This is a genomic window from Vibrio barjaei, from assembly GCF_001639065.2.
GTDB lineage: Bacteria > Pseudomonadota > Gammaproteobacteria > Enterobacterales > Vibrionaceae > Vibrio > Vibrio barjaei.
In genome coordinates this window covers 306,569-327,891 of the sequence record NZ_LQXO02000012.1, presented here as the reverse complement: position 1 = coordinate 327,891, position 21,323 = coordinate 306,569, and the positions used below count along the sequence as shown (strand labels likewise).

Sequence of the window (21,323 nt, the reverse complement as noted above, 5' to 3'; positions counted from 1 at the left end):
CTAAGAATAACTACTAGCCACCTATTCCCCTAAAAGAACCCTGCTCTTAAAAGTAGGGTTCTTTTTTTTTCCCAAACGCATTCATAGAATATTGATACAATCTTTTTTCAGTTTTTTTCTAGATGAACGAATTCTGAATATTAACTTCAATTCTCGTTAAGATTGACTCAGGCATAGTAGCACCATCAAATGAACACAACGCCTACTTTGAGGTTTTTATGAAAAAAGTAATCATCACTACAGCACTTATCCTTACTTCTGGTTTTGCAGCTGCGAAATCTATGCCTGAGCAAGGTGGTTTTAACGGCCCTATCAAAGGCGCACAAACAACAGTCGCTCAAGCGCTAAGTGCCAATGATGACGCTCCGGTTCAAATCACAGGTAACATCACGCACTCTTTGGGTGACGAGAAGTACCAATTTACAGACGGCGCGAACACCATTGTGATTGAAATCGATCGTGAAGATTGGCGCGGTGTGGACGTTACACCAAATGACCGTGTAACAATTACTGGTAGTGTGGACAAAGACACGTTGGAAGATGCAATAGTTGACGTTAAACGCGTTGTCATCGCGGGTTAATAGCCAACAATACTCATCCCATTTTCAAAAGCGGCTGTCATTCAGCCGCTTTTGTTTGGCTGATAGGTTACCAACATCACACCCAATATAATCAATAACGCTCCGCCAATTCGTTGTGGCGTCATTTCAATTGTCGGATATCCCAATAACCCATACTGATCATAGAAAATCGACGCGATAACCTGACCACAGACGATAGAAATCGCCAACGCCAACGCACCAAGTTGCGGTGCTAAATAGATCGACATAGCGATATTAAAAGCCCCTAAAAGCCCACCTATCCATGCCCACCAAGGTAGCGATGATATAGAACCTTGAGGAAACCAAGGTTTGCCTTCAATCACGACCAGCATGCCTAGCACAGCTGTTCCAACCACAAACGAAACAAACGCCGCTTGTAACGATGAACTCATACCAATTTTCAATTGCGCGTTGACGCCAGCTTGAGACACTAAACCAACCCCAACAACAACGCTGAGTATCACCAGTACGACACTTGTTACGTTCACATCAGTCTCCCGTCAAAACACACTCTTACAAGCGTAGCACTTCATTCATAATAAAATTCATGTACATTAGTACGATAACAACATTGATTTAGGGATATGACATGAGCAAAAAGGTATTCGCAGTTATTGGCACAGGCGCCATCGGTGGTTATTACGGAGCAAGACTCCACCACGGCGGCAATGATGTGCACTTTCTCTTCAACAGCGATTATCAACATGTCATCAAAAACGGCTTAAAAGTCGACTCCCATTATGGTGATTACTCAATTTCAGTTGAAAGCTTAAATGCTTATAATGCAACGTGTGACATGCCCAAAGCCGATGTCGTTCTTGTCGCTCTAAAAACCACCCAAAACCACCTTCTCGAAGCACTGCTTCGCCCTTTATTAAAACCCAACACACTTGTTATGTTGCTTCAAAATGGCATTGGTGCGGAGCGAGAGGTAGCTGAGCAATTTAACCTTCCTTTTGTCGGAGGCGGATTGTGCTTTATTTGCTCAAATAAACTAGCGCCTGGACATATTGACCATATTGATTACGGCCGTATCACTATCGGTACTTATGGCGATGCGGGCATTGAAACACTCGAAGACTTTGCCAATCACCTGACTCAAAGCGGTGTAGAAGTCGATGTCGATCAACGTATCATAGACGCAAGGTGGAAAAAGTTATTGTGGAATATCCCTTTTAATGGACTGTCAACCGTACTCAACGCTGATACTGCTGAAATGATGAGCTGCGAGGAGCTGGTTAATCTCTCAAAAGAAATCATGATTGAAGTTCAACATGCCGCCAAAACCACAGACACTGACATTTCAGACTCCTTGATTGATACCATGCTATCAAACACCGCTAAGATGAAGCCTTACCTCACTAGCATGTTACTCGACAGGCGCAACCATCGAGAACTTGAGATTCAATATATGTATAAAAACGCGATTGATTTAGCAAAAGCTCAAGGAGTCGCGATGCCAAAAACTCAGGCGCTTTATGAACAGCTCTGTTTTATCAATAACCAGATAAAAAGCGTGAAATAGTCATGGCCAATCCTGAATTTAAAGAAGACTTAGATGTACTGGATAAGCTCAGTGTCTGCCTGTATCGGTTGGGTATATCACTATTTTCCATCGGCTGTTTGCTGGCAGCCGCATTAAGCTACGAAGGTATCACGCTCGCAAGTGTGACATCTCCATTTGATCAATGGATATTCTGGATGCTGCTTACATCCACGGTTTTATCAGCCGCCAACATCCACGTCTACGACAAAACGGTCAGAACAGTGGTAATGTGGAGTGGCTGGTTAGCACTTCTACTCGTGGTCACAGGCTTCCCGACTTGGGTATCACTTGGCTTTTGCTTTGTAGTGTTTTCCGGTATCGCACTCAAAGAATCATTCTGCTTCAGAGTACCAGGACTGAAGTTGATTCCAGTCCTTCTCGTTATCGCAGTGCTTTGCACTGCCCTGAACAAACTTCCCGTTTTAGTTGCACTCTATACCGCTGTCGGCGGAATTATGGGTTTCTTATCATTTAAGAAATGGCAAATGCCGCTTCACTTCGATATTGGCATTAAAGCGAATTATCAGATTTAGTTATTAAATCTCTGCTACACCCTCCCTGATTAGTGATAATATCTGCGCATCAGAATTACCGAGATACACTATGTTTATCCATCACGTTAACGGCATCGACTGGCTGGTGATTACAGCCTTTGAAGAACTAAAAACCATGTTTATCGAAGATGCCGGAACGATCCCCTCTTGCTTCTCTAACGCCAGCGAACTGAGCTTGATTGACCAAGCCAAGCGTACTTATGGATACTTGCCTTCACTCGACGGCGTAATCACCGATACCGGCACCTTTCAACGCCAGAATAACGAAGAAGATTTGAACCCACAGCTTGCCTGCCTAGTTGAAGGGCGTGGTCGGGTGTTTATCTATCACGGCGGCTTTGTGGCTTTTGTGGATGATGAGCAAACCTTTATTACTCAGATGGGCTAAACTCTATTCGGTAAGTTGAAATCGGCGAATGGGCATCGCTAATAATATGATGAATTTCAATAGCATGCCCATTTTAGCCAAGCGCTAATTCACAAATATACACTCTGTTCTTTTTGTGGGGGTAAACAAAAAGCTCTAAATAGGCAAAAATCCTCAGAGTAGTACAAATCACCTACGGCACTAATGACACGAATGCACAATTATTCGTCATTCCGCACTTAATGCGGAATCTAATTAACGCGCACACTGAAAGTCGAAAAGTATGCTGCCCAGTGATTACTGGAATGGCACGGAAATGGACAAAAGTGAGTTAGATCTTTTGCTTGATTTCGTATATATCGAATTAGCTTTGGCATGCCAAATTCAAGATGACACCTTAGTCTTGTTCGAGATTTTGGCTCAAGCGCTAACTAAATAAGGTGAATTGAAATCCACATCAATATTTGGCAGACAGACGCGCTTTGGACTGTTGACTCAATCAACTAGTACCCTGAAAAGTCTCGTTATCAACCAAAATTGATTTAGTGGACTTACTATCACCAAATCTCACTTCAAATTTTTTTTCTTCAAACGTTTTTATGTACTCTTCACAATGTTGAATTAGCCCTAAAGCTAATTCATTCAACATTGCGTTACTAGAAGGGAACGCACTAACAAATTCGCTAACTATTTGGCTTCCAAATTTACGGCTAGCAACCTCAATAACATGCATGAATAAGCCCAGATCTTGTGCACTAAATGCGCTCCCCAGAGCACCTAGCCAAGACGGTTTATAGTGTTCGTCAGCAAAAGCCGAAAGAAGAAAACAGAGACAAGCCTCTTCGAACTGTTCATTTTGAGCGAGTTTTGTAGCTATGAAATACTGACTATCAGGACATAGGGCATTGTTATCTTTAAGGTAACGTTGAATCTCTTCTTCACTTGCTCTTTCAAGGAACTCTCTTCCAGCTTCTCCCTGTCTTGACTGTTCTTGGATCCCTAATTTATCAATAATGTACTCTAAACAAGCGACCTTTAAGCACCATTCGGAGTTTCTGGTTTCTAACTTAGGATAATACTCTTCAAGCTCTTCTAATGCCTGTTTGTATTTACCAGTTAGCATGAGACTGTCAGCATACAAAACGTGGTTTTCTGGGGTGTCTTCGCTTTGAATAGCTTGCGAGTATAGCTCACTAGACGAAGCATATTTGCCTATCATGAAAAATAAGCCAGCAAGTTCCTTTTTCCAATATGTACGAAGCTTATAGTCTGGGTTCGCTTTGGCGGCTTTAATGTAATATCTAATCGCTTGGCGGTTTCTATTCTCGCGAGCTAAGCAATTTCCAATGTTGTAATAATAGGTAGCTCGAATAAGAGGCTCATCGGCATTCTCGATCAAATCAAGATAAGCCGTGACGACAGATTCGACTTGTTCTTTAGGCACTTGGCTGGTAACTAGTGTCAGAGCAATTTGAGTAAAGTTAATGCCTTCTTCGTTGTCGACAGTGATTCTTTTTTCCGTTTCCACGATGTACTCGAGTGCGTCAGGAATACGTTTCGATTGAACTTTTGTCGCTATATATGAGAAAAATGCAAACTCTTCGTCTTTGTAATTGGAGTTTTTTAAATAGCTATCATAGAGTTCTTCAGCCTCTCTAATATGGTTAAGGTTTTGTAGGATGAAAGCTAGAGCAACATAAATATCTGCAAGGAATGTATCAAGGTCACTCGGACAGTTAGGCGGATTGAATTTGGATCGAAAACTACCTACCCCACCAAGGTTCACATAAATTTCTTTATCAAATATCTCAATAAAGCTAGTTGACTGTTCATCGGTACTAGATATAAGCGAGAATACAAAAGGGCTTTGCGAGTACTTTGCACTGTCTATGAGTTTAGAGGCGAATTGTGCGGTGTAGTTTGATAGTGATGAACTGCTATCAATACTTATAGCAACATCAATAGGATTTCTTAGTATTTGCTGTTTTAGGTGATAGTAAGCGTCAATATCGTTCAATATTTTTTCTGCGCTTTTCTCTGTCCACTTATCCTTTTCTTGAAAGCACATACAAAAGCTTTGTTCTGCTTTTGTATCATCATTAGGGTTTAGAGAATAATGCCACCTAGTATAGATAGATTTCGAGTCGTCTAAGTATCGAACTATAAGAATAGGCACTTTGAGCTGATTGAAGTAGTTCAAGGATTTGTTCTTCATTCGTAGGTTCAGAGCCTTAGTTATATCTTTTTCGTCTGTAGCTTTTATTTGCACTAGGAACTTCTTCCCAGTGGTGTAGCCTTGCGAATCAATAATCTCCACTTCTCCATCAATCCCATAGTCATGGGAAGGGATTCTGTAGATCCACTCTTCAGGTAAAAGAGATTCAAACTTCCTGACTGAGAGAGTTTCTAATATATGGGTCCTAGTTCTTCGTGGAAGGCTCATTGGTTACTCCGTGAATGTATACTTACAGGTATGCACTACCATTCGTTTGTATGTGATAAATCGTCAGTCGTAAACAAAAATACTATTTGAATATCGGCTATAAACTAAAAATGCCACGTGCTTGCGAAGCAGTCAGAAACGCTTTAGTAGGCGTTTACTATTGCTCAACTGGTCCAAAGTGTAATGAATATTCAACGCGCTGAAGAATTAGTTTATTGATGCACTTTACGACGACCTTGTTCTCATTAATTGGATACCCAAACAACGCTATATTTTGAATGATTTTACCAGCTTCATATCCTTGTAGCTGAGGAATGCGCCTGTGTGATAAACCGTATGTTGTTTCAAATGGCATTCCACCGGTCCGTAATAAACTGAAGTAAGACGGAAATACTATACCATCGTAACCAGCATCCACTGCTGCTTTACTGATATCACGAGATATACCATATGAGTGTTTGCCAGCTAGAAATAACATGTGAACAGCCATATCAAGGCTCTCAAATTCAGTACAGTCTTCCTCTAATATCTCAGTTAAATTCAATAACTTTAGCTTTTGTTTTGGCTGTAAGGTCGCCACATAGATCTCATCTTCGGCAGACACTCTACATTCGTGCAAACAAACCTGAAGGTCAGGTGAACCATACATTATCGATAAATCGTCAGAATCTAATCTACCAACACCCGAGTACTGGATTGGCGGGCTGTCATATTCATAGCTTTCATGGGGGCGCTGTGGATTATTTCTAATTCTATAAAAACTGACGTCTTCACTGATTTCGATAGCGGGATATTCCGTGAGAATCCTATCAATCACATTGTTTCTGGTTTCATTACTTTGAAGCTCTTTGAGGGGTTCAACTTCTCCAATCATCCAAAATCTAGGCCCATAGTGAAAAAAGCCTATTCCCAAGTAGCTTTCAAATAACTTAACATCATGCTTTAACCACTCTGAGACATTAATACTAGTCTTCTGATGTTGATTAAACTGCACTTGTGGAGCTGCACCATACTCGCACTTATGTAAAGTTCCCCATACGAAGAAGCGATGAGCTAATGAAAGCAATTGAGATTTATCAAGTTTTCTACCTGATGCAGATCCACACTTATCACATGCTAAATCATCATCAATTCCCATCTGGAATGCGCTTAGCCGCAATCCTTCATCATTAAAACAATCTGAACATACCATATAGTTAATTTGACACTCTGACTTACGCCCAACGCTTTCATGTAGCTAAAATACGTTTCACATGCACCTAGACTGCCACCTTTTACCCAGTAGCACAATCAACTTCTTCTTACTAATCAGATATTTGTAGGTTGTGCTTAGAATTTAGATTCCCACAAGGTAGTTAACAGTGTGCATAACTAATGATCGTATTCAATAGAAACAATGACGAATAGAAATTTGGATAACTTTTGGTAAGGTAAAACTAATAAAACAGGACGTTTATGAATAATTCCTCTAAGAAGCTTGGGGGCAAAAATAAGCCAGCCACGTCACACAGTTTGTGGAGTGGATCATAGAGTTTAGTGGAAGCTGTCAGTAGATTCCTACCTTCGCAGGAATGACCGCATGGGGATTTGAGTACTTTTCGGTCATTAACATCGAAAGGGGCAAAAACAAGTTAACCTCATCAGACAGCTAGCAGAGGTAGATCATATGATTCAGGAGACGCTTGTAGGTAGATTCGTGCCTTCGCAGGAAGGGTTGTATTTGGACTTGGCCGCTTGCTGGCAAGTAACGTCGAGAGGCGTAAAGGTAAGCCAGAGAAAACTAGCTGTAGTCGAGCATATGACTCAGTGGGCGCTGCCGGTAGATTCCTGCCTTCACAGCAATGACAGTGTTTGGACTGAACACTCTCCTTTTACCAAAAGGTGATGCATATTTTGTGGAAGCGATAAGAAGCACCAATTCACCTTTTGCCCTTCCCACATTCGCTGCAGCTTGAGCGCAGAAAACTGAAATGAATAAACCAGCTTCATATTCTCTTAGTAAACCAATTCAAACCGATGTCGCAAATAGAGTAATTAACCTATAATTCATTGTATTTCCTGACAAAACCCTGACAAAACCTCGACTGTCGTAACCAACTGATTCCTATAACCTTCCCGCTCCGTTCAAAACTACAATAAAAACTATGATTATATTTACCGTTGATTCTTTTAAAGAGGTTTTCCATATTCATACTTCAATGAAGAATAACCAGTTTAGTACTCAATATTTCAACGACGGCCATAAGCTTCATAAGTTGAAAAGAGTAAGTGTTAAAAAAGACGTTTTTGATGTCTCGGGGATGTACCATGAAGTCATTACTGGCTGTACGTTTGAGTTTTACAGTCGATCTGATATCAAAGTTAAAATCGTAGAAGGTGAGTTTCACGTAGAAGATCTCGAGCTGACACAACAACCTGCTACAGATTATGGCGTCTGTGCATCTGCGTCTGAGTTCTGCTTTTAATTAGACAAAAAAACTGACTAGCATGCGCTAGTCAGTTTATGAATAGTAACAGTGGCTGTCTTAGTTACTGGATTTGAGCGCCTTGCTCTACCCATTCTCCAATTAACACTCGTTCTTCATCTGTCATCTGAGTTAAGTTACCCAATGGCATCACCTTCGTGGTCACGGTTTGAGCAACAATGCGTGGTACATTCACTTTGATCTCTTCAGGCGTATCCAGAATCACGCCAGCTGGAGCCGTTTGGAATGCAGCATGCGTTGGTGTTGCAGAGTGACATACCGAACAGCGCTCTTGAATGACATCATTAATTTGTGCAAAGGCTATTGTGCCATCATCTGCTTGAGCCGTAATGTCGGTAGCCGCTTGCACATCTGCATGATGATCACCAACTTCAACCACAGGTGCTTTTGCCACAGGAGCAGCTGGTTTATTAGCGTAAGGAGATGTCACAAAGGCAAGCGTTACCATACCCAGTGCAGCCGCCGGAATAGTCCAAGCGAACCTCTGACTACCATGACGCGTATTAAAGTAGTGGCGAACCAAAATACTAAATACCGATAGCGCCGCTAAAATTGCCCAGTTGTATGCAGAACCATATGTGCTAGGGAAATGGTTACTTATCATGATGAACAACACTGGCAACGTTAGGTAGTTATTATGTCGTGAACGCAACAGACCCTTTGCTGGCAGCGTAGGATCCGGTTCTTGATTGTTTTCAATCGCGTTCACCAATGCACGCTGTGCTGGCATAATCACGAAGAACACATTACCCACCATGATGGTACCGATAATTGCCCCTACATGGATGTATGCTCCACGTCCACTAAACACCTGTGACAATCCGTAGGCTGCACCTACCAACCCGAGGAATAACACAATACCTAATAACACAGGTGTCTTGCCCAAGGGCGAGTTACACAACAAGTTGTAAATAACCCAACCCGATATAAGCGAAGCTACACCGATCATAATTGCAGAGTTTGAATCAATACCTGAACCTGGCGCTACGAGGTAGATTTCAGCATTGAGGTAATACACTACGCCCAATAGCAGGACACCAGTAATCCAAGTAAAGTAAGCTTCCCACTTAAACCAGTGAAGGTTTTCTGGCATTTTTGGTGGTGCCAGTTTGTATTTCTCAAGATGGTAAATACCACCGCCGTGAATCGCCCATAAATCGCCAGATAGGCCGTCTCTAGGGTTAGTACGGTTGAGATTGTTCTCAAGCCAAACGAAGTAGAAAGACGCTCCAATCCATGCGATACCTACAATCATATGGGCCCAACGAATCATCAAGTTGAGCCATTCTGTCATGTGCGGATCCATAACACACTCCTCAAAAGCAGCTTAGACAGTCGCTTGCTGCTTGTCCTTATCTTGTTTCGTCTTATCGATGCCTTGCGGTAAATCCTTCAAGTCCAACTGTACAAGGTTTTCTTCAAAGAACACTTCATCACAGTTGTGTCCTTCTCCAGCTCTATCGACGATCAGAAATTTATCTTGGTCGGTCAGAGCCAGAACAGGATGGTGCCAAACGCCTTTGTGATAGTTGACCCCTTGACGACCGTTGCTATAGAAAGCTCGGCAATCAGTCAAAGAAGGATTGTCGCCTTTTGGTGCGACAACGATAAGATACGGTTGACCAAGCAATGGTATAAACGCCTGTGAACCCAGTGGGTGTCGCTCTAACATTGAAATAACGAGCGGATACTGAAGCGGGGTCGCTTGGAAGATACTCATGATCGCACGCCCCCCCAGCTCTTCAACATCGGCTTCTGCTAGCTTATGGTAGCGACGAGTTGATCCATTATTGATCATAAAATAGTCACTATTTTCAACTTCAATCACATCACCAAACTGCTCAAATGCGGCTTTAGTGAGTGGCTCAATAGTTAGATGACGAATACCATTACTCATAAAAATTCCCTCTATTAAGTTTAGTCTGCTTTTGTGCCGAATAGGCGTAAGCGACTAATACCACCATCAGGGAAGATGTTTAGTCTTACATGGGTAACTGGACCAATCTCGTTAACCTCAGCAACAAACTCATGAATATCGTGTGCGTTCAGTTTTTGAGAAGGAAGTAGCTCCTTCCAAAACAGACTCTGAGTGGCAACTTGATCATCTGTTCCACCTTTCACGTAAGCGGCTTGAATTGAGCAACTATCTGGGTAGTTACCTTTGAAGTGCGCTGTATCAACAACAACACGGCCAACATTACCCGCATGTCCAAGTGCCACAATCACCCAGTCATTACCCGGCGTTCTGCGTCGAGCGGTCTCCCAACCATCACCCATGTTTTCACCACGACCAGGGCCAAGGATATTTGACTTATTACCATAGTGCTCATCACTACAAGCCAACGCACGACCACCATTTTCTACGGCCGCCAAGTCGACTTGTTGCAACTCGTCGATAGCATTCCAATCTACACTTGGGCTACCGTAGACACGAAGACGCGCTACACCACCATCTGGATAGATGTTAAGACGAACATGGGTATATACTTTGTCGCTGTCAATTTCGTTTAGATGGTGCTTGTCACCTTCTAGACTTTGTGACGGTAGAATTTCTTCCCAGCCTTCCGCATGAGTTGGATCAGCATCTGGGCTATAAATCGCGTCAACAGACGCTGACGGAGGGAAGTTACCTGTGAAAAATGAGGTATCGATATCAAGGCCTGCAATCGTTCCTGCTAAACCGAGCTTAACCACACAGAAGTCATAACCTTCGCCACGTTTACGGCGGCTTTCCCAACCATCCATCCATTTGCCATTGTCGTCATAAAGGTCGTCTTTCCACTCAGGTGCTTCACGACGAAGTAAACGACTCTTGTCAGCAAAGAAGTCATCGGTAGCGTATAGCGCTTCTGCGCCTAGTTTGTCATCTGCAAGGTTGATGTATTGTTCAATATTCAAAGACATTTCCTGTCATCCAGTTCAATTAATCCAATTAATAATAAAATGAGTACCTGCTTGCTCGTCGCCATTATCGGCCTCTGCCGATGCGCTCATTGCTTAGATTTTCCAGCTTAGGCTTTCGAGCTTAGGTTAATAAAAGAGATAGTCGCCTTTCCTTTGACTTACATATCTCTCAAGCGAAATAACGCTATCTTGTTGATTTCGTTAAGCGCAGTAGCAAACTCAGTTTCACTATCATTGCCTAATCGCATCTCGAACGATTCAAGAATTTGGTAACGATTGGCCCCTTTAACCGCCATGATAAAGGGAAAGTTGAAGCGATTTTTGTAGCTGTTGTTGTAAGTAGTAAACTTGGCAAATTCCTCTTCGGAACACTGGTCAATACCAGCACCAGCCTGCTCAGCTGTAGATGCCGCGGTAAGTTCTCCATTGACCGCAGCTCTACCCGCTAAATCTGGGTGGGCGTTGATCAAATCGAGTTGTTTTTGCGAAGACGCATTAAGTAGCGTCATCGACATTTTTAAATGTAAGCTTTCTATATGGTTGTCATCTGCATCCAGTCCAGCATCAAAAACGGACTCAGCCACCCAAGGACTGTGCTCATAAATATCAGCAAAGCTTGAGACAAACTCATCACGTACCATAGTTGTCGGTGTGCATGATTTGAATTGTGTCATTATTGAGCTCCTTGCTGTTCATCGGGTTGATATGGGTGGTGTTCATGCCAGTGTTTGGCAATATCGATGCGGCGACATAGCCACACATCTTCATGTTGACTTACGTAATCTAAAAAGCGTTTTAGCGAGGCGATACGTCCCGGACGTCCAATTAATCGGCAATGTAAGCCGACAGACATCATTTTGGGTGCAGTTTCACCTTCTTCATACAGGGTATCGAAGGTATCTTTTAGGTACTGGAAGAACTGCTCGCCGGAGTTGAACCCTTGAGCGGTAGCAAATCTCATGTCATTTACATCAAGCGTGTACGGGATAACTAGCTGAGGTCTACCTGCTTCAGTGTGCCAATAAGGAAGATCATCGTCATAGGCATCAGAGTCGTAAAGAAACCCACCTTCTTCTGCCACAATGCGTCGTGTATTAGGACCGGTTCTTCCGGTATACCAACCAAGCGGACGTTCACCCGTCACCTGCTTAATAATTTCTATCGCCTTGACCATATGATCACGCTCTTGCGATTCATCAGTATATTGATAGTCGATCCAACGATAGCCGTGACTGCATATCTCATGGCCCGCTTCTTTCATTGCCATGGCGACTTCTGGATAGCGCTCCACCGCCATCGCGACCGCGAAAATAGTTAATGGAATATCGTATTGCTTGAATAACCTAAGCACACGCCATACACCGGCGCGGCTTCCGTATTCGTAAATAGACTCCATACTGATGTGGCGCTCACCTTTTATTGGCATAGCACCCGGAATTTCCGACAGGAACGATTCCGATTCATCATCACCGTGCAGTAAGCAACGCTCACCACCTTCTTCATAATTCAATACAAAGGAAACCGCGATTCGTGCGTTATTTGGCCACTTAGGGTGAGGGGGATTCGCTCCGTAGCCGATGAGATTGCGCGAATAATCCTTATTCATCCACAGACTCCTTCTTGGTTCTTTTCTGCACTCTCTTTGGAGTGCGCTTTCACTCTTTGGTTTACTTAATTGTATACAATAATTTATCTCAATGTAAAGATTTTGTTTATCAAATTACATTTTGGAAACATAACGCTAATTTTCAATAAGTTATAATTGAATAATTTTTAACCATCACTATTTTAGTGCACGTTCCAACCACATTTAGCACTGTTTTGATGCAACATTTTCATAACATAAACCTTTACTAATGGTGTAAATTGTGTACATATTAATATCAATAGAATTAAACAGAGCTGATTTTTGTATACAGAATTACAAGATGACATTAAAGGAGCGTGTGTAAGCACGAAGCAATTATGGGACGACTAACAACGCATGTACTAGACACCGCAAATGGTGTACCTGGGTCAGAGATCCAAGTGGATCTTTTCCGTATTGAAGGTGAAGAAAGTCAGTTTATTAAAAGCGTAATGACAAACTTCGATGGCCGAACTGACTCTCCTATTCTTGAAGGCGATGACTTTGTCGCTGGAAAATACCAACTCATTTTCCACGTCGCTCCTTACTTTGAGCGTAAAGGAGTCGAGCTAGATCAAGTTCCATTCCTTGACGATATCGTGATTCGCTTTGGATTGAATGACGAGGATGCGCATTATCATGTACCTCTGCTCGCCTCCCCATACAGTTTTTCAACCTACAGAGGCAGTTGATCGCTGTAGCAACCTTCTCCTAGCAAGTGCAAGACAACAACAGGCAGCCTTGCACTTCTAAGAGCTCGCTCTTTTGCGAAAGAGCAATAAGTAAATTGGAATGAACCTGCTCTCTTTAGAGAAAGGCACTAGCGCTGGAGTGACTCTGCAGCAAGGTGTCATGGGTACTGCTGTTTTCAATTTAAGGAAAAGCAACAAACTTTATACCCAGTTTCTACATTAAGGGTATTGTGTAAAGGACTTACTCAAATGAATGAAAGCAAAGCAGAAGTGCTCAACGAATCGGCTGGGAATGGCGTACTAGAACGCTTTTTCAAGATAAAGCAACACGGTTCGAGCGTTAAAAATGAGCTCGTCGGAGGTGTAACGACCTTTGCTACTATGGCGTACATTATTTTCGTCAACCCAAGCATTATGGCGGCCTCTGGAATGGATCAGGGAGCGGTCTTCGTCGCCACCTGTATTGGTGCAGCCATTGGCTGTTTACTCATGGGGCTGTTTGCGAACTGGCCCGTTGGACTCGCGCCCGGTATGGGGCTTAACGCTTTCTTCTCTTTCACTGTCGTCAGTGAAATGGGATATAGCTGGGAAGTGGCACTCGGAGCGGTATTTATCTCCGGTATTCTCTTTGTCGGTATGAGCTTCTATAAGATACGACAGTGGATCATTGAGAGTATTCCTGAGAGTTTACGTTACTCGATGACAGCAGGTGTCGGTCTCTTCTTGGGTCTTATCGGCTTGAAAACCGCAGGTATTGTTGTTGAAAACCCAGCAACATTGGTCTCTCTAGGTGACTTCACTAAACCAGATGCTCTGTTAGCTGCTATTGCCTTCTTGATCATCGCAGTGCTCAGTGAGCGTCGCGTGTTCGGTGCGGTATTAATTGGTATTCTTAGCGTCACTATTGTTGGCATGATGTTGGGTCTTGTTCAATACAATGGCTTCTTCTCTGCACCACCAAGTATTGCTCCAACCTTTATGGCGATGGACATTTCAGGTGCGCTTAACGTGTCTATGGTCAGTGTGATTCTTGCTTTCCTTTTTGTGAACATGTTTGACACAGCAGGTACGCTGATGGGTGTCGCTGAGCGAGCTCACCTAATCAACAAAGAAACAGGCAAAATTGAAGGACTAAGCAAGGCACTTAAAGCCGATAGTATTTCTAGTGTTGCCGGTGCATGCGTGGGTTGTCCACCAGTGACCAGTTATGTAGAAAGTGCCGCGGGTGTAGCTGCAGGTGCTAGAACCGGTCTATCCGCGATTGTCGTTGCCGCTCTTTTCCTAGCAGCAATTTTCCTTTCTCCATTAGCCGGTATGATTCCTTCTTATGCTACAGCTGGCGCTCTTATTTATGTCGCGTTCGTCATGATGAGCAGTATGCAGCATGTTGATTGGAAAGACTTTACCAATGGTGCTCCAGCAGCCATTACAGCGCTAATGATGCCACTTACTTTCTCTATTGCTAATGGTATCGCCCTTGGTTTTATCACTTACACCGTTCTTAAAGTAGCAACGGGTAAAACCAAAGATGTCTCTATTTCAATGTACCTACTAAGCGCCATTTTCGTTGCCAAACTAGTGTTCATTGGATAACCCCAAATCAAGCGGTAATCGTGCCTTAACGGTTACTGCTTCTTTTTAAACCTGCCGTTTAGGTCAGCACAACGGACGAGCAGGATAACTATCACTACGCAGTTTGTAGAAGTCACCATGTCACCACCAAGGAAGAGTCGATTCATCGCTCTCTAAAGGAATAAGTATGAAACTTCTGTACACCCTGAACCAAAAACCGCCTCACGGCATGACCTTTTTACTGGCCGTCCAACATATGCTGGCCTCTATCGGTGGTATCGTCGCTGTACCATTAATTGTTGGCGCGTCCATTGGCCTACCCAACGACGAAATTGTTTCCCTCATTAACGCCGCCTTACTAGCATCTGGTATCGTCACCATCGCACAATGTGTCGGTTTCGGCCCTATCGGAATTAAGCTACCGGTTGTTATGGGCTCAAGCTTTGCCTTTCTTGGTGTTGCCATCTCCATAGGTAAAGATTCTGGCGTATCCGGCATTATGGGAGCTGCCTTGGTGGGTTCGTTTGTCGTTATATTAGCTAGCTTCTATATGGACAAAGTGCGCAAGCTCTTCCCAACCGTTGTAAGTGGTGTCGTCGTCACCTTAATCGGACTTACTATACTCCCTGTTGCCATGAACTGGGTCGGAGACGCCCCCGCAGTCAGCAGTGAATTTGCCACCTTACCTAAGCTGTTTCTTGCCGCTGTGTCACTTGGCATTGTGATTGCGGTATCGGTTTATTGTAAAGGTGCGGTTGCAGCGTCTGCTATTGTTATCGGCCTTGCCGGTGGTTACATCGTAGCGCTGTCCATGGGAATGGTCGATCTCAACCAAATAAGCACCGCTGAGTGGGTAGGTGGTCCAGAGCCGTTTAAATATGGTCTTACGTTCTCAGCCAGCGCCATTGTAAGTATGAGTTTGGTTTATATAGTTGTCATCGCCGAAGCGACTGGTGACTTTATGGCACTGGCAAACAACTGTCACACCAAAATTGATGGTAAAGACCTTAAGCGTGGATTGCTTGGTGATGGTCTGGGCAGCACACTTGCTTCATGCTTAACGGCTATGCCGTTGGCATCATTCAGTCAAAACGTAGGCATTGTTGGCATTACAGGTGTTGCAAGCCGTTACGTTGTTGCAGCAACGGGTGGACTGCTCATCTTGGGCGGTTTGTTCCCGAAATTGGCGGCGATTGCGGTAACGATTCCAAAGCCAGTGTTAGGCGGTGTGGGTTTTGTCATGTTTGGCATGATAGCTTACGCGGGCATTCGCATGCTTATTAAAGCGGCTGACACTAAACGTAATGCTCTTGTCATCTGCGTTGGTTTAGCATCAGGATTGGCAGTCACGTTTGAGCCACGCTTACTTCAACATTTCCCTCATGAACTTTCAAACTTCCTTCACTCAGGAATTACAACCGGTACGATCGTCACCGTACTTTTGCATCAGTTCTTGCCAAAATCAAGCAAGCGCGAAGAGCAAGAAGCACACGAAGAAAGCCGTGCTATGGTTAAGCAAGAGATTCATGAACTTCAGCAACAAGAAGAAAACCAAGAAATATCACAGACAGAGCTGTCTACAAAAGGTAATAATTAAAATCAGCTAACAACACAGTGGCTATAACTGTCGTGCTCTAGGACATGGCTTAATCAATGACATAGAGCACCTTACATCAACTAAAAACTTATAAAAGACCCTCTTCCCTGAAAAGGCTGAGATGGCTAAGGATTACTATGAATGGAAACCGTATGGATTAAGAATCCACTTGCTATTTACACTGGCACTACAGAAGACGCTGGCGGCGGTATCGTCATACAAGGCAGTCGAATTATCGAGCTAGTAGCAAGCAACCAAGAACCCACCACAACCATTACGGCGGTTATTGACGCATCACAACATGTCGTCACTCCAGGGCTTGTGAATGCCCACCATCACTTTTATCAAACGCTAACTAGAGCTTACCCCGATGCGCTCAACAAAGAGCTGTTTCATTGGCTAAAAAGCTTGTATCCAGTATGGGCAAATCTTGACGAAGAGATGATGAGTGTCGCTACAGAATTGGCACTTGTCGAGCTATTGCTCTCTGGCTGTACAACAGCCTCGGATCATCACTATTTAATCCCTACTGGCCTTGAACATGCGATAGATTTACAAGTTGAAGCCGCGCAAAAGCTTGGAATAAGGGCCATATTTACTCGCGGTTCGATGAGTTTAGGGGAAGATGATGGCGGATTACCACCGCGTCACACAATACAAACGGAACAAACCATCGTCGACGACAGCTTACGCTTGATCAATAGCTATCATCAACGTGAAGATGGCGCGATGACACAAATTGCGCTCGCGCCTTGTTCGCCATTTTCTGTGACCACTGATTTAATGAAAGAAACGGCACGAATCGCCAAAAATGAATCGGTGATGACGCATACGCATCTCTGTGAAACGTTGGATGAAGAAGATTTCTGTCTAGAGAAGTTTGGTATGCGTCCGGTAGATTACCTAGAAGACGTAGGTTGGCTTAATGAGCGCACTTGGTTAGCTCACGGTATCCATTTTAACAGTGAAGAGATTCGCAGACTTGGTAAAGCAGAGGTAGGAATAAGTCACTGCCCTACTTCTAATATGATGTTAGCTTCTGGTATCTGTAAAAATAACGAGCTTGAGAAAGCTGGCGTGAAAGTAGGCTTGGGGGTAGACGGTTCAGCCTCCAACGACGGTTCAAACCTAATAGCTGAGGTTCGTATGGCGATGTATTTGCAACGCCTTCGCTACGGCTCAAACAACGTGACGCACTTTGACGCGCTTCGCTGGGCAACGTCAGGATCAGCGCGCGCCATGGGTCGCACAGATATAGGCGAACTCTCCGTCGGCAAGCAAGCAGACATTGCCATGTTTAAGCTCGATGACATTCGTTTCTCTGGCAGCCACGATCCACTCGCAGCTCTACTATTGTGCGGAGCTCAACAGGCAGACCGTGTGATGGTGGCTGGTCAATGGCGAGTTCACGATGGTGCCGTTATGGGCGTGGATATGCCACAGCTCATTGAGCGACATAAAGCCGCCGCACTTCGCTTAAGACAAGCGGCATTAAGTATGTAATTTGATTAAATTTCATAGTAGCATCACAGGGCCTCTCGCTATGCGTTAGGCCCTTTTCTTAGCGCTAAGTTCACATATAAATCATTGATTGTTGAGATTTATCTGTCAGTCGGCTAAATTTCGAAATCCATAGACAACGCTCTATTACTAGATAAGCTATACCGGCTTAGGCTAGGCGATTTATGGGCTTGTGCAAATCTGTATAATCGCTCTTGGATTCTAGCAATCACATAACCTAAACAATGCACAAAAATGGATTGAAGATGAAATTACAAACTATCGATAAGCAGTTATACCGATCTCGTTTAAATATCGTCATAATCGCTTGCATCGCGACCTTAGCAATTTCAAGTTTAGCGATTTCACAAACCCTGATTTACCTCTTTCCTTCTTCTTCCGGTTCTCACTTTCACTGGAACCTTCTAGGCGTCATGATTAGCGCTATTGGGCTTGTTATTGTTCTTGTAAAGCTCAAAGCCCAGCCCAAGATGAAAGAGGTCGTTTATGTTTGGGAACTGAAACAAGCACTGAATCTCATCTATCGCAAAAATCGCAAGCTGCTAGCCGCCGCCGAACAAGGCAACGCTGATGCGATGTTAGCCCTGCAGTTCAGCTACGAAGGGTCGCGCCAACTTTGGCAGCTTGATGACAACACTATCACCATAAGTAGCTTAAACACTGCACAGGAAAACCTTGACGAGTGGATACAAAAGTACGGTGTGACAATTAATGTCAGCGACTACGACTCAGCAATATTGAAGCAATTTTAATATTCACTTAGCCACATATAAATATCACCACCAATTAAACCTCGCCTGTTAAATTACATATTTGACAGGCGACACTCTCAAAAGAAATGTTTTGTTTCAATCGCAAACATATTATCAGACTTTTATTACACCTAGTAAATTAGCGATAATTAATCAACTCATCGGTCATTTTGAAATATAATTTAACCAATTAACACATAATGACCAATATATTACATAAAGCACTGATTTATATGCGATATATTTAATTTCACTTTAAATCAACCTTCAAGTAACATTCATTCGTGACTTACCCACGCTAAAGTCACACTGAAAATAAATCCAACCCAGTAACCACAAAGAAACTATGGAGTATATTAGTTTCAATATTAAAAGTTCCGTTAATTAGTTTCTAGCTGTGTGACTGTTTGTATCAATAGATTTCTGGCACATTGATATAACGAACTTATATAACTATATTCACAACCCATAATAACTATATAAATATTTGTGCACTGGTTAATAACCTTTGTTGTAGTCAAAGTCGTTATAATACTCAAGGAAATCTCATGATTGAAATCCATTGGTCGGTCGCGCTCGCAATGAGCTTTTGCAGCTTTCTAGGCATACTAAGGGTGTATGGAAGGCGTGTTGATCGATTTATGAAGCGTGTCTCTGCTCAGATGTTGAAAATTCTCAATGGCTCAATGAAAGCCTCTAACTATGCACAACAGCGAACAGAAACAGAGTTGTATCAAATTGGTAGTCAGGAACGTAAATACGAATTTGGTGACTATATTCGCCAGCAAACCTCTCGAAATAAAGACCTTTAACGTATCTATCAGACACAGCTGCTTCTATTCCGCTCAACATTGATGGAGCAGCTGTGTGTCACCTCTACCTTGCAAAGGTGGACCTATACCCGACTCTTAACACCACAGCCTTGTATAACTAACTTGGTGAGAAACGTCGCCGCTTGTTCATAATCTGCGTCGTCTAATTCGGGTTTATCCAATACACTGCAAATCTGCCAATTAAAGTCAGCGTAGGTCTGAGTCGCGGACCAAATCGCAAACATAAGATGATGTGGTGGTACTTCATCCATAAAGCCTTGTTTCGACCATGTGGCAAACTTGGAAATGATCATCTGCGACTGTTCAAACAGCTTATCTCGAATGGATTCTGGCAACACCTTTGCCCCAGACATTACCTCACTAGCGAATACACGAGAAGCATGGGGGTAATCACGGGAAATCGTCAGTTTGGTACGAATGTATTGAGTTAGCGCCTCAACGGGATCATCTAACTGCTCGATAGGCAATGACGCAGCAAGCAATGGCTGAGTGACGGTTTCGAGCACGGCATAGTAGAGTTTATCTTTGGAGCTAAAGTAGTAAAAGACGTTAGGCTTGGGAATGTCAGCCGCCTTCGCTATATCGGCCATCTTGGTGGCAGCGTAACCATGCATAGCAAACTGTTCACTGGCAACCTCGATAATAAGGTCTTGGTTCTTGCGTCTGATTCGCGACATACTGTTCCCTGCTCTCATGTGCTACTTAGTTAATCTTAATGAAAACAAAGAATAAGTCCAAAACTTATGGGGAATACTGAGAGGTAAAAAATCCCAAAACCGATACAAACAGCGCCTGTTAATGTTGAAGTTAGAAGCCCTTTAACTCCAATAACTGCCTGCACGATTTCGGGAACGCGTATAAAAGGAGACAAAACTACGCGATTTATGCGGAAATCATGGCCCTAAGTAATCATTAATCGTTACGGATTGAATGATTAGAGCGAGCCTCTATTGCTTTAATCAGTGCTGAGTGGTCCCAGTTTTCACCACCTAAGTCGGCACACTCACCAAACAGTGCTTGCGCGTTTTCAGTGTTGGGTAACGCGACCTCAAGTTCTTGAGCACCAGTCAGCGCAAGGTTTAGATCTTTTTGGTGAAGTGCAATCTTAAAGCCAGGGTCAAATGTGCCTTCTACCATACGCTCGCCATGCACTTCTAAAATCTTGGAACTCGCAAAGCCTCCCAATAGTGCTTGCCTTACACGCGCTGGATCCGCACCGGCTTTCGATGCAAAAACGAGGGCTTCCGACACTGCCTCAATATTAAGCGCAACAATGATTTGGTTAGCGACTTTACATGTTTGGCCTGCGCCACTATCACCAACAAGCGTGATGTTTTTGCCCAGCTTCTCAAACAGTGGGCGAGCTTGATCAAATGCTTCTTGGTCGCCGCCTACCATAATGCTCAGTGTTGCATTAACAGCACCCACTTCACCACCAGACACCGGAGCATCTAGATACTGTGCACCACTTTCTTTGATGCGTTTAGCAAATGACTTCGTCGCGATTGGTGAAATTGAACTCATATCAATCACTAACTTTTGAGACGAGCTAGCCGCTAACCCCTCTTCTACTCCGCTCGCTCCGAACAGAACGTCTTCAACTTGTGGCGTATTAGGCACCATTAGAATGATAACATCAGCGAGCTCAGTCGCTTCTTTCGGCGAGTGACATACTGTCGCTCCACGAGTTACCAGCTCAGCCGGTGGAGCATTGAAGTGATCAGACAACACCAATTCGTAACCCGCAGTTTGCAGGTTTTTAGCCATTGGCTGGCCCATAATTCCGGTACCGATGAATGCAATTTTCATGATGTGTTCTCCTTAACG

Annotated in this window: 22 protein-coding genes; 12 read left to right on the top strand and 10 right to left on the bottom strand. The window is 43.5% G+C overall.

Features of this window, described 5'->3' with window-relative positions:
* Nucleotides 1-218 precede the first annotated feature (218 nt).
* The gene (locus AWH66_RS07965) at nucleotides 219-581 is read left to right on the top strand and encodes a YgiW/YdeI family stress tolerance OB fold protein (RefSeq protein WP_063605381.1); all 363 of its coding nucleotides are present in this window, start codon (nucleotides 219-221) and stop codon (nucleotides 579-581) included.
* A gap of 41 nt (nucleotides 582-622) precedes the next feature.
* Here AWH66_RS07965 and AWH66_RS07960 read toward each other — a convergent pair whose 3' ends face one another.
* Nucleotides 623-1,090: a DMT family transporter gene (locus AWH66_RS07960; RefSeq protein WP_063605382.1), complete on the bottom strand. Its 468-nt coding sequence runs from the start codon at nucleotides 1,088-1,090 to the stop codon at nucleotides 623-625.
* A gap of 101 nt (nucleotides 1,091-1,191) precedes the next feature.
* On the opposite strand from AWH66_RS07960, the gene AWH66_RS07955 reads away from it, so the two are divergent.
* The 4 genes from AWH66_RS07955 to AWH66_RS25885 all read left to right on the top strand — a co-directional run bounded on the left by AWH66_RS07955 (nucleotide 1,192) and on the right by AWH66_RS25885 (nucleotide 3,508).
* Nucleotides 1,192-2,127: a 2-dehydropantoate 2-reductase gene (locus tag AWH66_RS07955; RefSeq protein ID WP_063605383.1), complete on the top strand. Its 936-nt coding sequence runs from the start codon at nucleotides 1,192-1,194 to the stop codon at nucleotides 2,125-2,127.
* Nucleotides 2,128-2,129: 2 nt separating this feature from the next.
* On the top strand, nucleotides 2,130-2,681 hold the full coding sequence (locus AWH66_RS07950; protein WP_063605384.1) for a DUF2301 domain-containing membrane protein: 552 nt from the start codon (nucleotides 2,130-2,132) through the stop codon (nucleotides 2,679-2,681).
* A 70-nt stretch (nucleotides 2,682-2,751) separates the two neighbouring features.
* Nucleotides 2,752-3,090, top strand: a complete 339-nt coding sequence (locus AWH66_RS07945) for a hypothetical protein (RefSeq protein WP_063605385.1) — start codon at nucleotides 2,752-2,754, stop codon at nucleotides 3,088-3,090.
* Nucleotides 3,091-3,352: 262 nt separating this feature from the next.
* Nucleotides 3,353-3,508 (top strand): hypothetical protein, encoded by a 156-nt coding sequence (locus tag AWH66_RS25885; RefSeq protein WP_167360933.1) that lies wholly within the window; start codon nucleotides 3,353-3,355, stop codon nucleotides 3,506-3,508.
* A gap of 60 nt (nucleotides 3,509-3,568) precedes the next feature.
* On the opposite strand, the gene AWH66_RS07940 is transcribed toward AWH66_RS25885, so the two are convergent.
* Nucleotides 3,569-5,512 (bottom strand): DUF4365 domain-containing protein, encoded by a 1,944-nt coding sequence (locus tag AWH66_RS07940; RefSeq protein WP_063605386.1) that lies wholly within the window; start codon nucleotides 5,510-5,512, stop codon nucleotides 3,569-3,571.
* Between the two features lie 157 nt (nucleotides 5,513-5,669).
* The gene (locus tag AWH66_RS07935; protein ID WP_206360039.1) at nucleotides 5,670-6,650 is read right to left on the bottom strand and encodes an RES family NAD+ phosphorylase; all 981 of its coding nucleotides are present in this window, start codon (nucleotides 6,648-6,650) and stop codon (nucleotides 5,670-5,672) included.
* 1,006 nt (nucleotides 6,651-7,656) lie between these two features.
* Between AWH66_RS07935 and AWH66_RS07925 the strand changes: the two genes are divergently transcribed.
* Complete coding sequence (locus tag AWH66_RS07925; protein ID WP_143081481.1) at nucleotides 7,657-7,977, top strand: hypothetical protein; 321 nt, start codon at nucleotides 7,657-7,659, stop codon at nucleotides 7,975-7,977.
* 64 nt (nucleotides 7,978-8,041) lie between these two features.
* On the opposite strand, the gene AWH66_RS07920 is transcribed toward AWH66_RS07925, so the two are convergent.
* From AWH66_RS07920 to puuE, 5 genes are all read right to left on the bottom strand, one after another.
* Complete coding sequence (locus tag AWH66_RS07920) at nucleotides 8,042-9,304, bottom strand: urate hydroxylase PuuD (RefSeq protein ID WP_063605390.1); 1,263 nt, start codon at nucleotides 9,302-9,304, stop codon at nucleotides 8,042-8,044.
* Nucleotides 9,305-9,325: 21 nt separating this feature from the next.
* The gene (locus AWH66_RS07915) at nucleotides 9,326-9,895 is read right to left on the bottom strand and encodes an ureidoglycolate lyase (protein WP_063605391.1); all 570 of its coding nucleotides are present in this window, start codon (nucleotides 9,893-9,895) and stop codon (nucleotides 9,326-9,328) included.
* Between the two features lie 20 nt (nucleotides 9,896-9,915).
* A complete protein-coding gene (alc, locus tag AWH66_RS07910) occupies nucleotides 9,916-10,902 on the bottom strand; it encodes an allantoicase (protein ID WP_062460123.1) in 987 nt (328 codons plus the stop codon).
* Between the two features lie 158 nt (nucleotides 10,903-11,060).
* Nucleotides 11,061-11,576, bottom strand: coding sequence for a 2-oxo-4-hydroxy-4-carboxy-5-ureidoimidazoline decarboxylase (gene uraD / locus AWH66_RS07905; RefSeq protein WP_063605392.1), 516 nt, complete (start codon nucleotides 11,574-11,576; stop codon nucleotides 11,061-11,063).
* On the bottom strand, nucleotides 11,576-12,508 hold the full coding sequence (gene puuE / locus AWH66_RS07900; protein ID WP_063605393.1) for an allantoinase PuuE: 933 nt from the start codon (nucleotides 12,506-12,508) through the stop codon (nucleotides 11,576-11,578). The genes uraD and puuE overlap by 1 nt, the downstream gene beginning before the upstream one ends.
* 359 nt (nucleotides 12,509-12,867) lie before the next feature.
* Between puuE and uraH the strand changes: the two genes are divergently transcribed.
* The 6 genes from uraH to AWH66_RS07870 all read left to right on the top strand — a co-directional run bounded on the left by uraH (nucleotide 12,868) and on the right by AWH66_RS07870 (nucleotide 19,475).
* Nucleotides 12,868-13,221, top strand: a complete 354-nt coding sequence (gene uraH / locus AWH66_RS07895) for a hydroxyisourate hydrolase (RefSeq protein WP_006070606.1) — start codon at nucleotides 12,868-12,870, stop codon at nucleotides 13,219-13,221.
* Between the two features lie 249 nt (nucleotides 13,222-13,470).
* Nucleotides 13,471-14,814, top strand: a complete 1,344-nt coding sequence (locus AWH66_RS07890; protein WP_006070605.1) for an NCS2 family permease — start codon at nucleotides 13,471-13,473, stop codon at nucleotides 14,812-14,814.
* Between the two features lie 166 nt (nucleotides 14,815-14,980).
* Nucleotides 14,981-16,390, top strand: coding sequence for a nucleobase:cation symporter-2 family protein (locus AWH66_RS07885; protein WP_063605394.1), 1,410 nt, complete (start codon nucleotides 14,981-14,983; stop codon nucleotides 16,388-16,390).
* Between the two features lie 141 nt (nucleotides 16,391-16,531).
* Nucleotides 16,532-17,893 carry an 8-oxoguanine deaminase gene (locus AWH66_RS07880; RefSeq protein WP_063605395.1) on the top strand — a complete coding sequence of 454 codons (1,362 nt, stop codon included), beginning with the start codon at nucleotides 16,532-16,534 and terminating at the stop codon, nucleotides 17,891-17,893.
* A 263-nt stretch (nucleotides 17,894-18,156) separates the two neighbouring features.
* Nucleotides 18,157-18,663 carry a DUF3087 domain-containing protein gene (locus AWH66_RS07875; protein WP_063605396.1) on the top strand — a complete coding sequence of 169 codons (507 nt, stop codon included), beginning with the start codon at nucleotides 18,157-18,159 and terminating at the stop codon, nucleotides 18,661-18,663.
* 548 nt (nucleotides 18,664-19,211) lie between these two features.
* Nucleotides 19,212-19,475 (top strand): hypothetical protein, encoded by a 264-nt coding sequence (locus AWH66_RS07870; protein ID WP_063605397.1) that lies wholly within the window; start codon nucleotides 19,212-19,214, stop codon nucleotides 19,473-19,475.
* An 83-nt stretch (nucleotides 19,476-19,558) separates the two neighbouring features.
* Here the strand turns inward: AWH66_RS07870 and AWH66_RS07865 are convergent, their stop codons facing one another.
* Both AWH66_RS07865 and AWH66_RS07860 read right to left on the bottom strand, forming a co-directional pair.
* Nucleotides 19,559-20,173: a TetR/AcrR family transcriptional regulator gene (locus AWH66_RS07865; protein WP_038228372.1), complete on the bottom strand. Its 615-nt coding sequence runs from the start codon at nucleotides 20,171-20,173 to the stop codon at nucleotides 19,559-19,561.
* Between the two features lie 235 nt (nucleotides 20,174-20,408).
* Entirely contained in the window at nucleotides 20,409-21,308 is a 900-nt protein-coding gene (locus tag AWH66_RS07860) for a 2-hydroxy-3-oxopropionate reductase (RefSeq protein WP_206360043.1), read from the bottom strand.
* Between the last annotated feature and the right edge of the window lie 15 nt (nucleotides 21,309-21,323).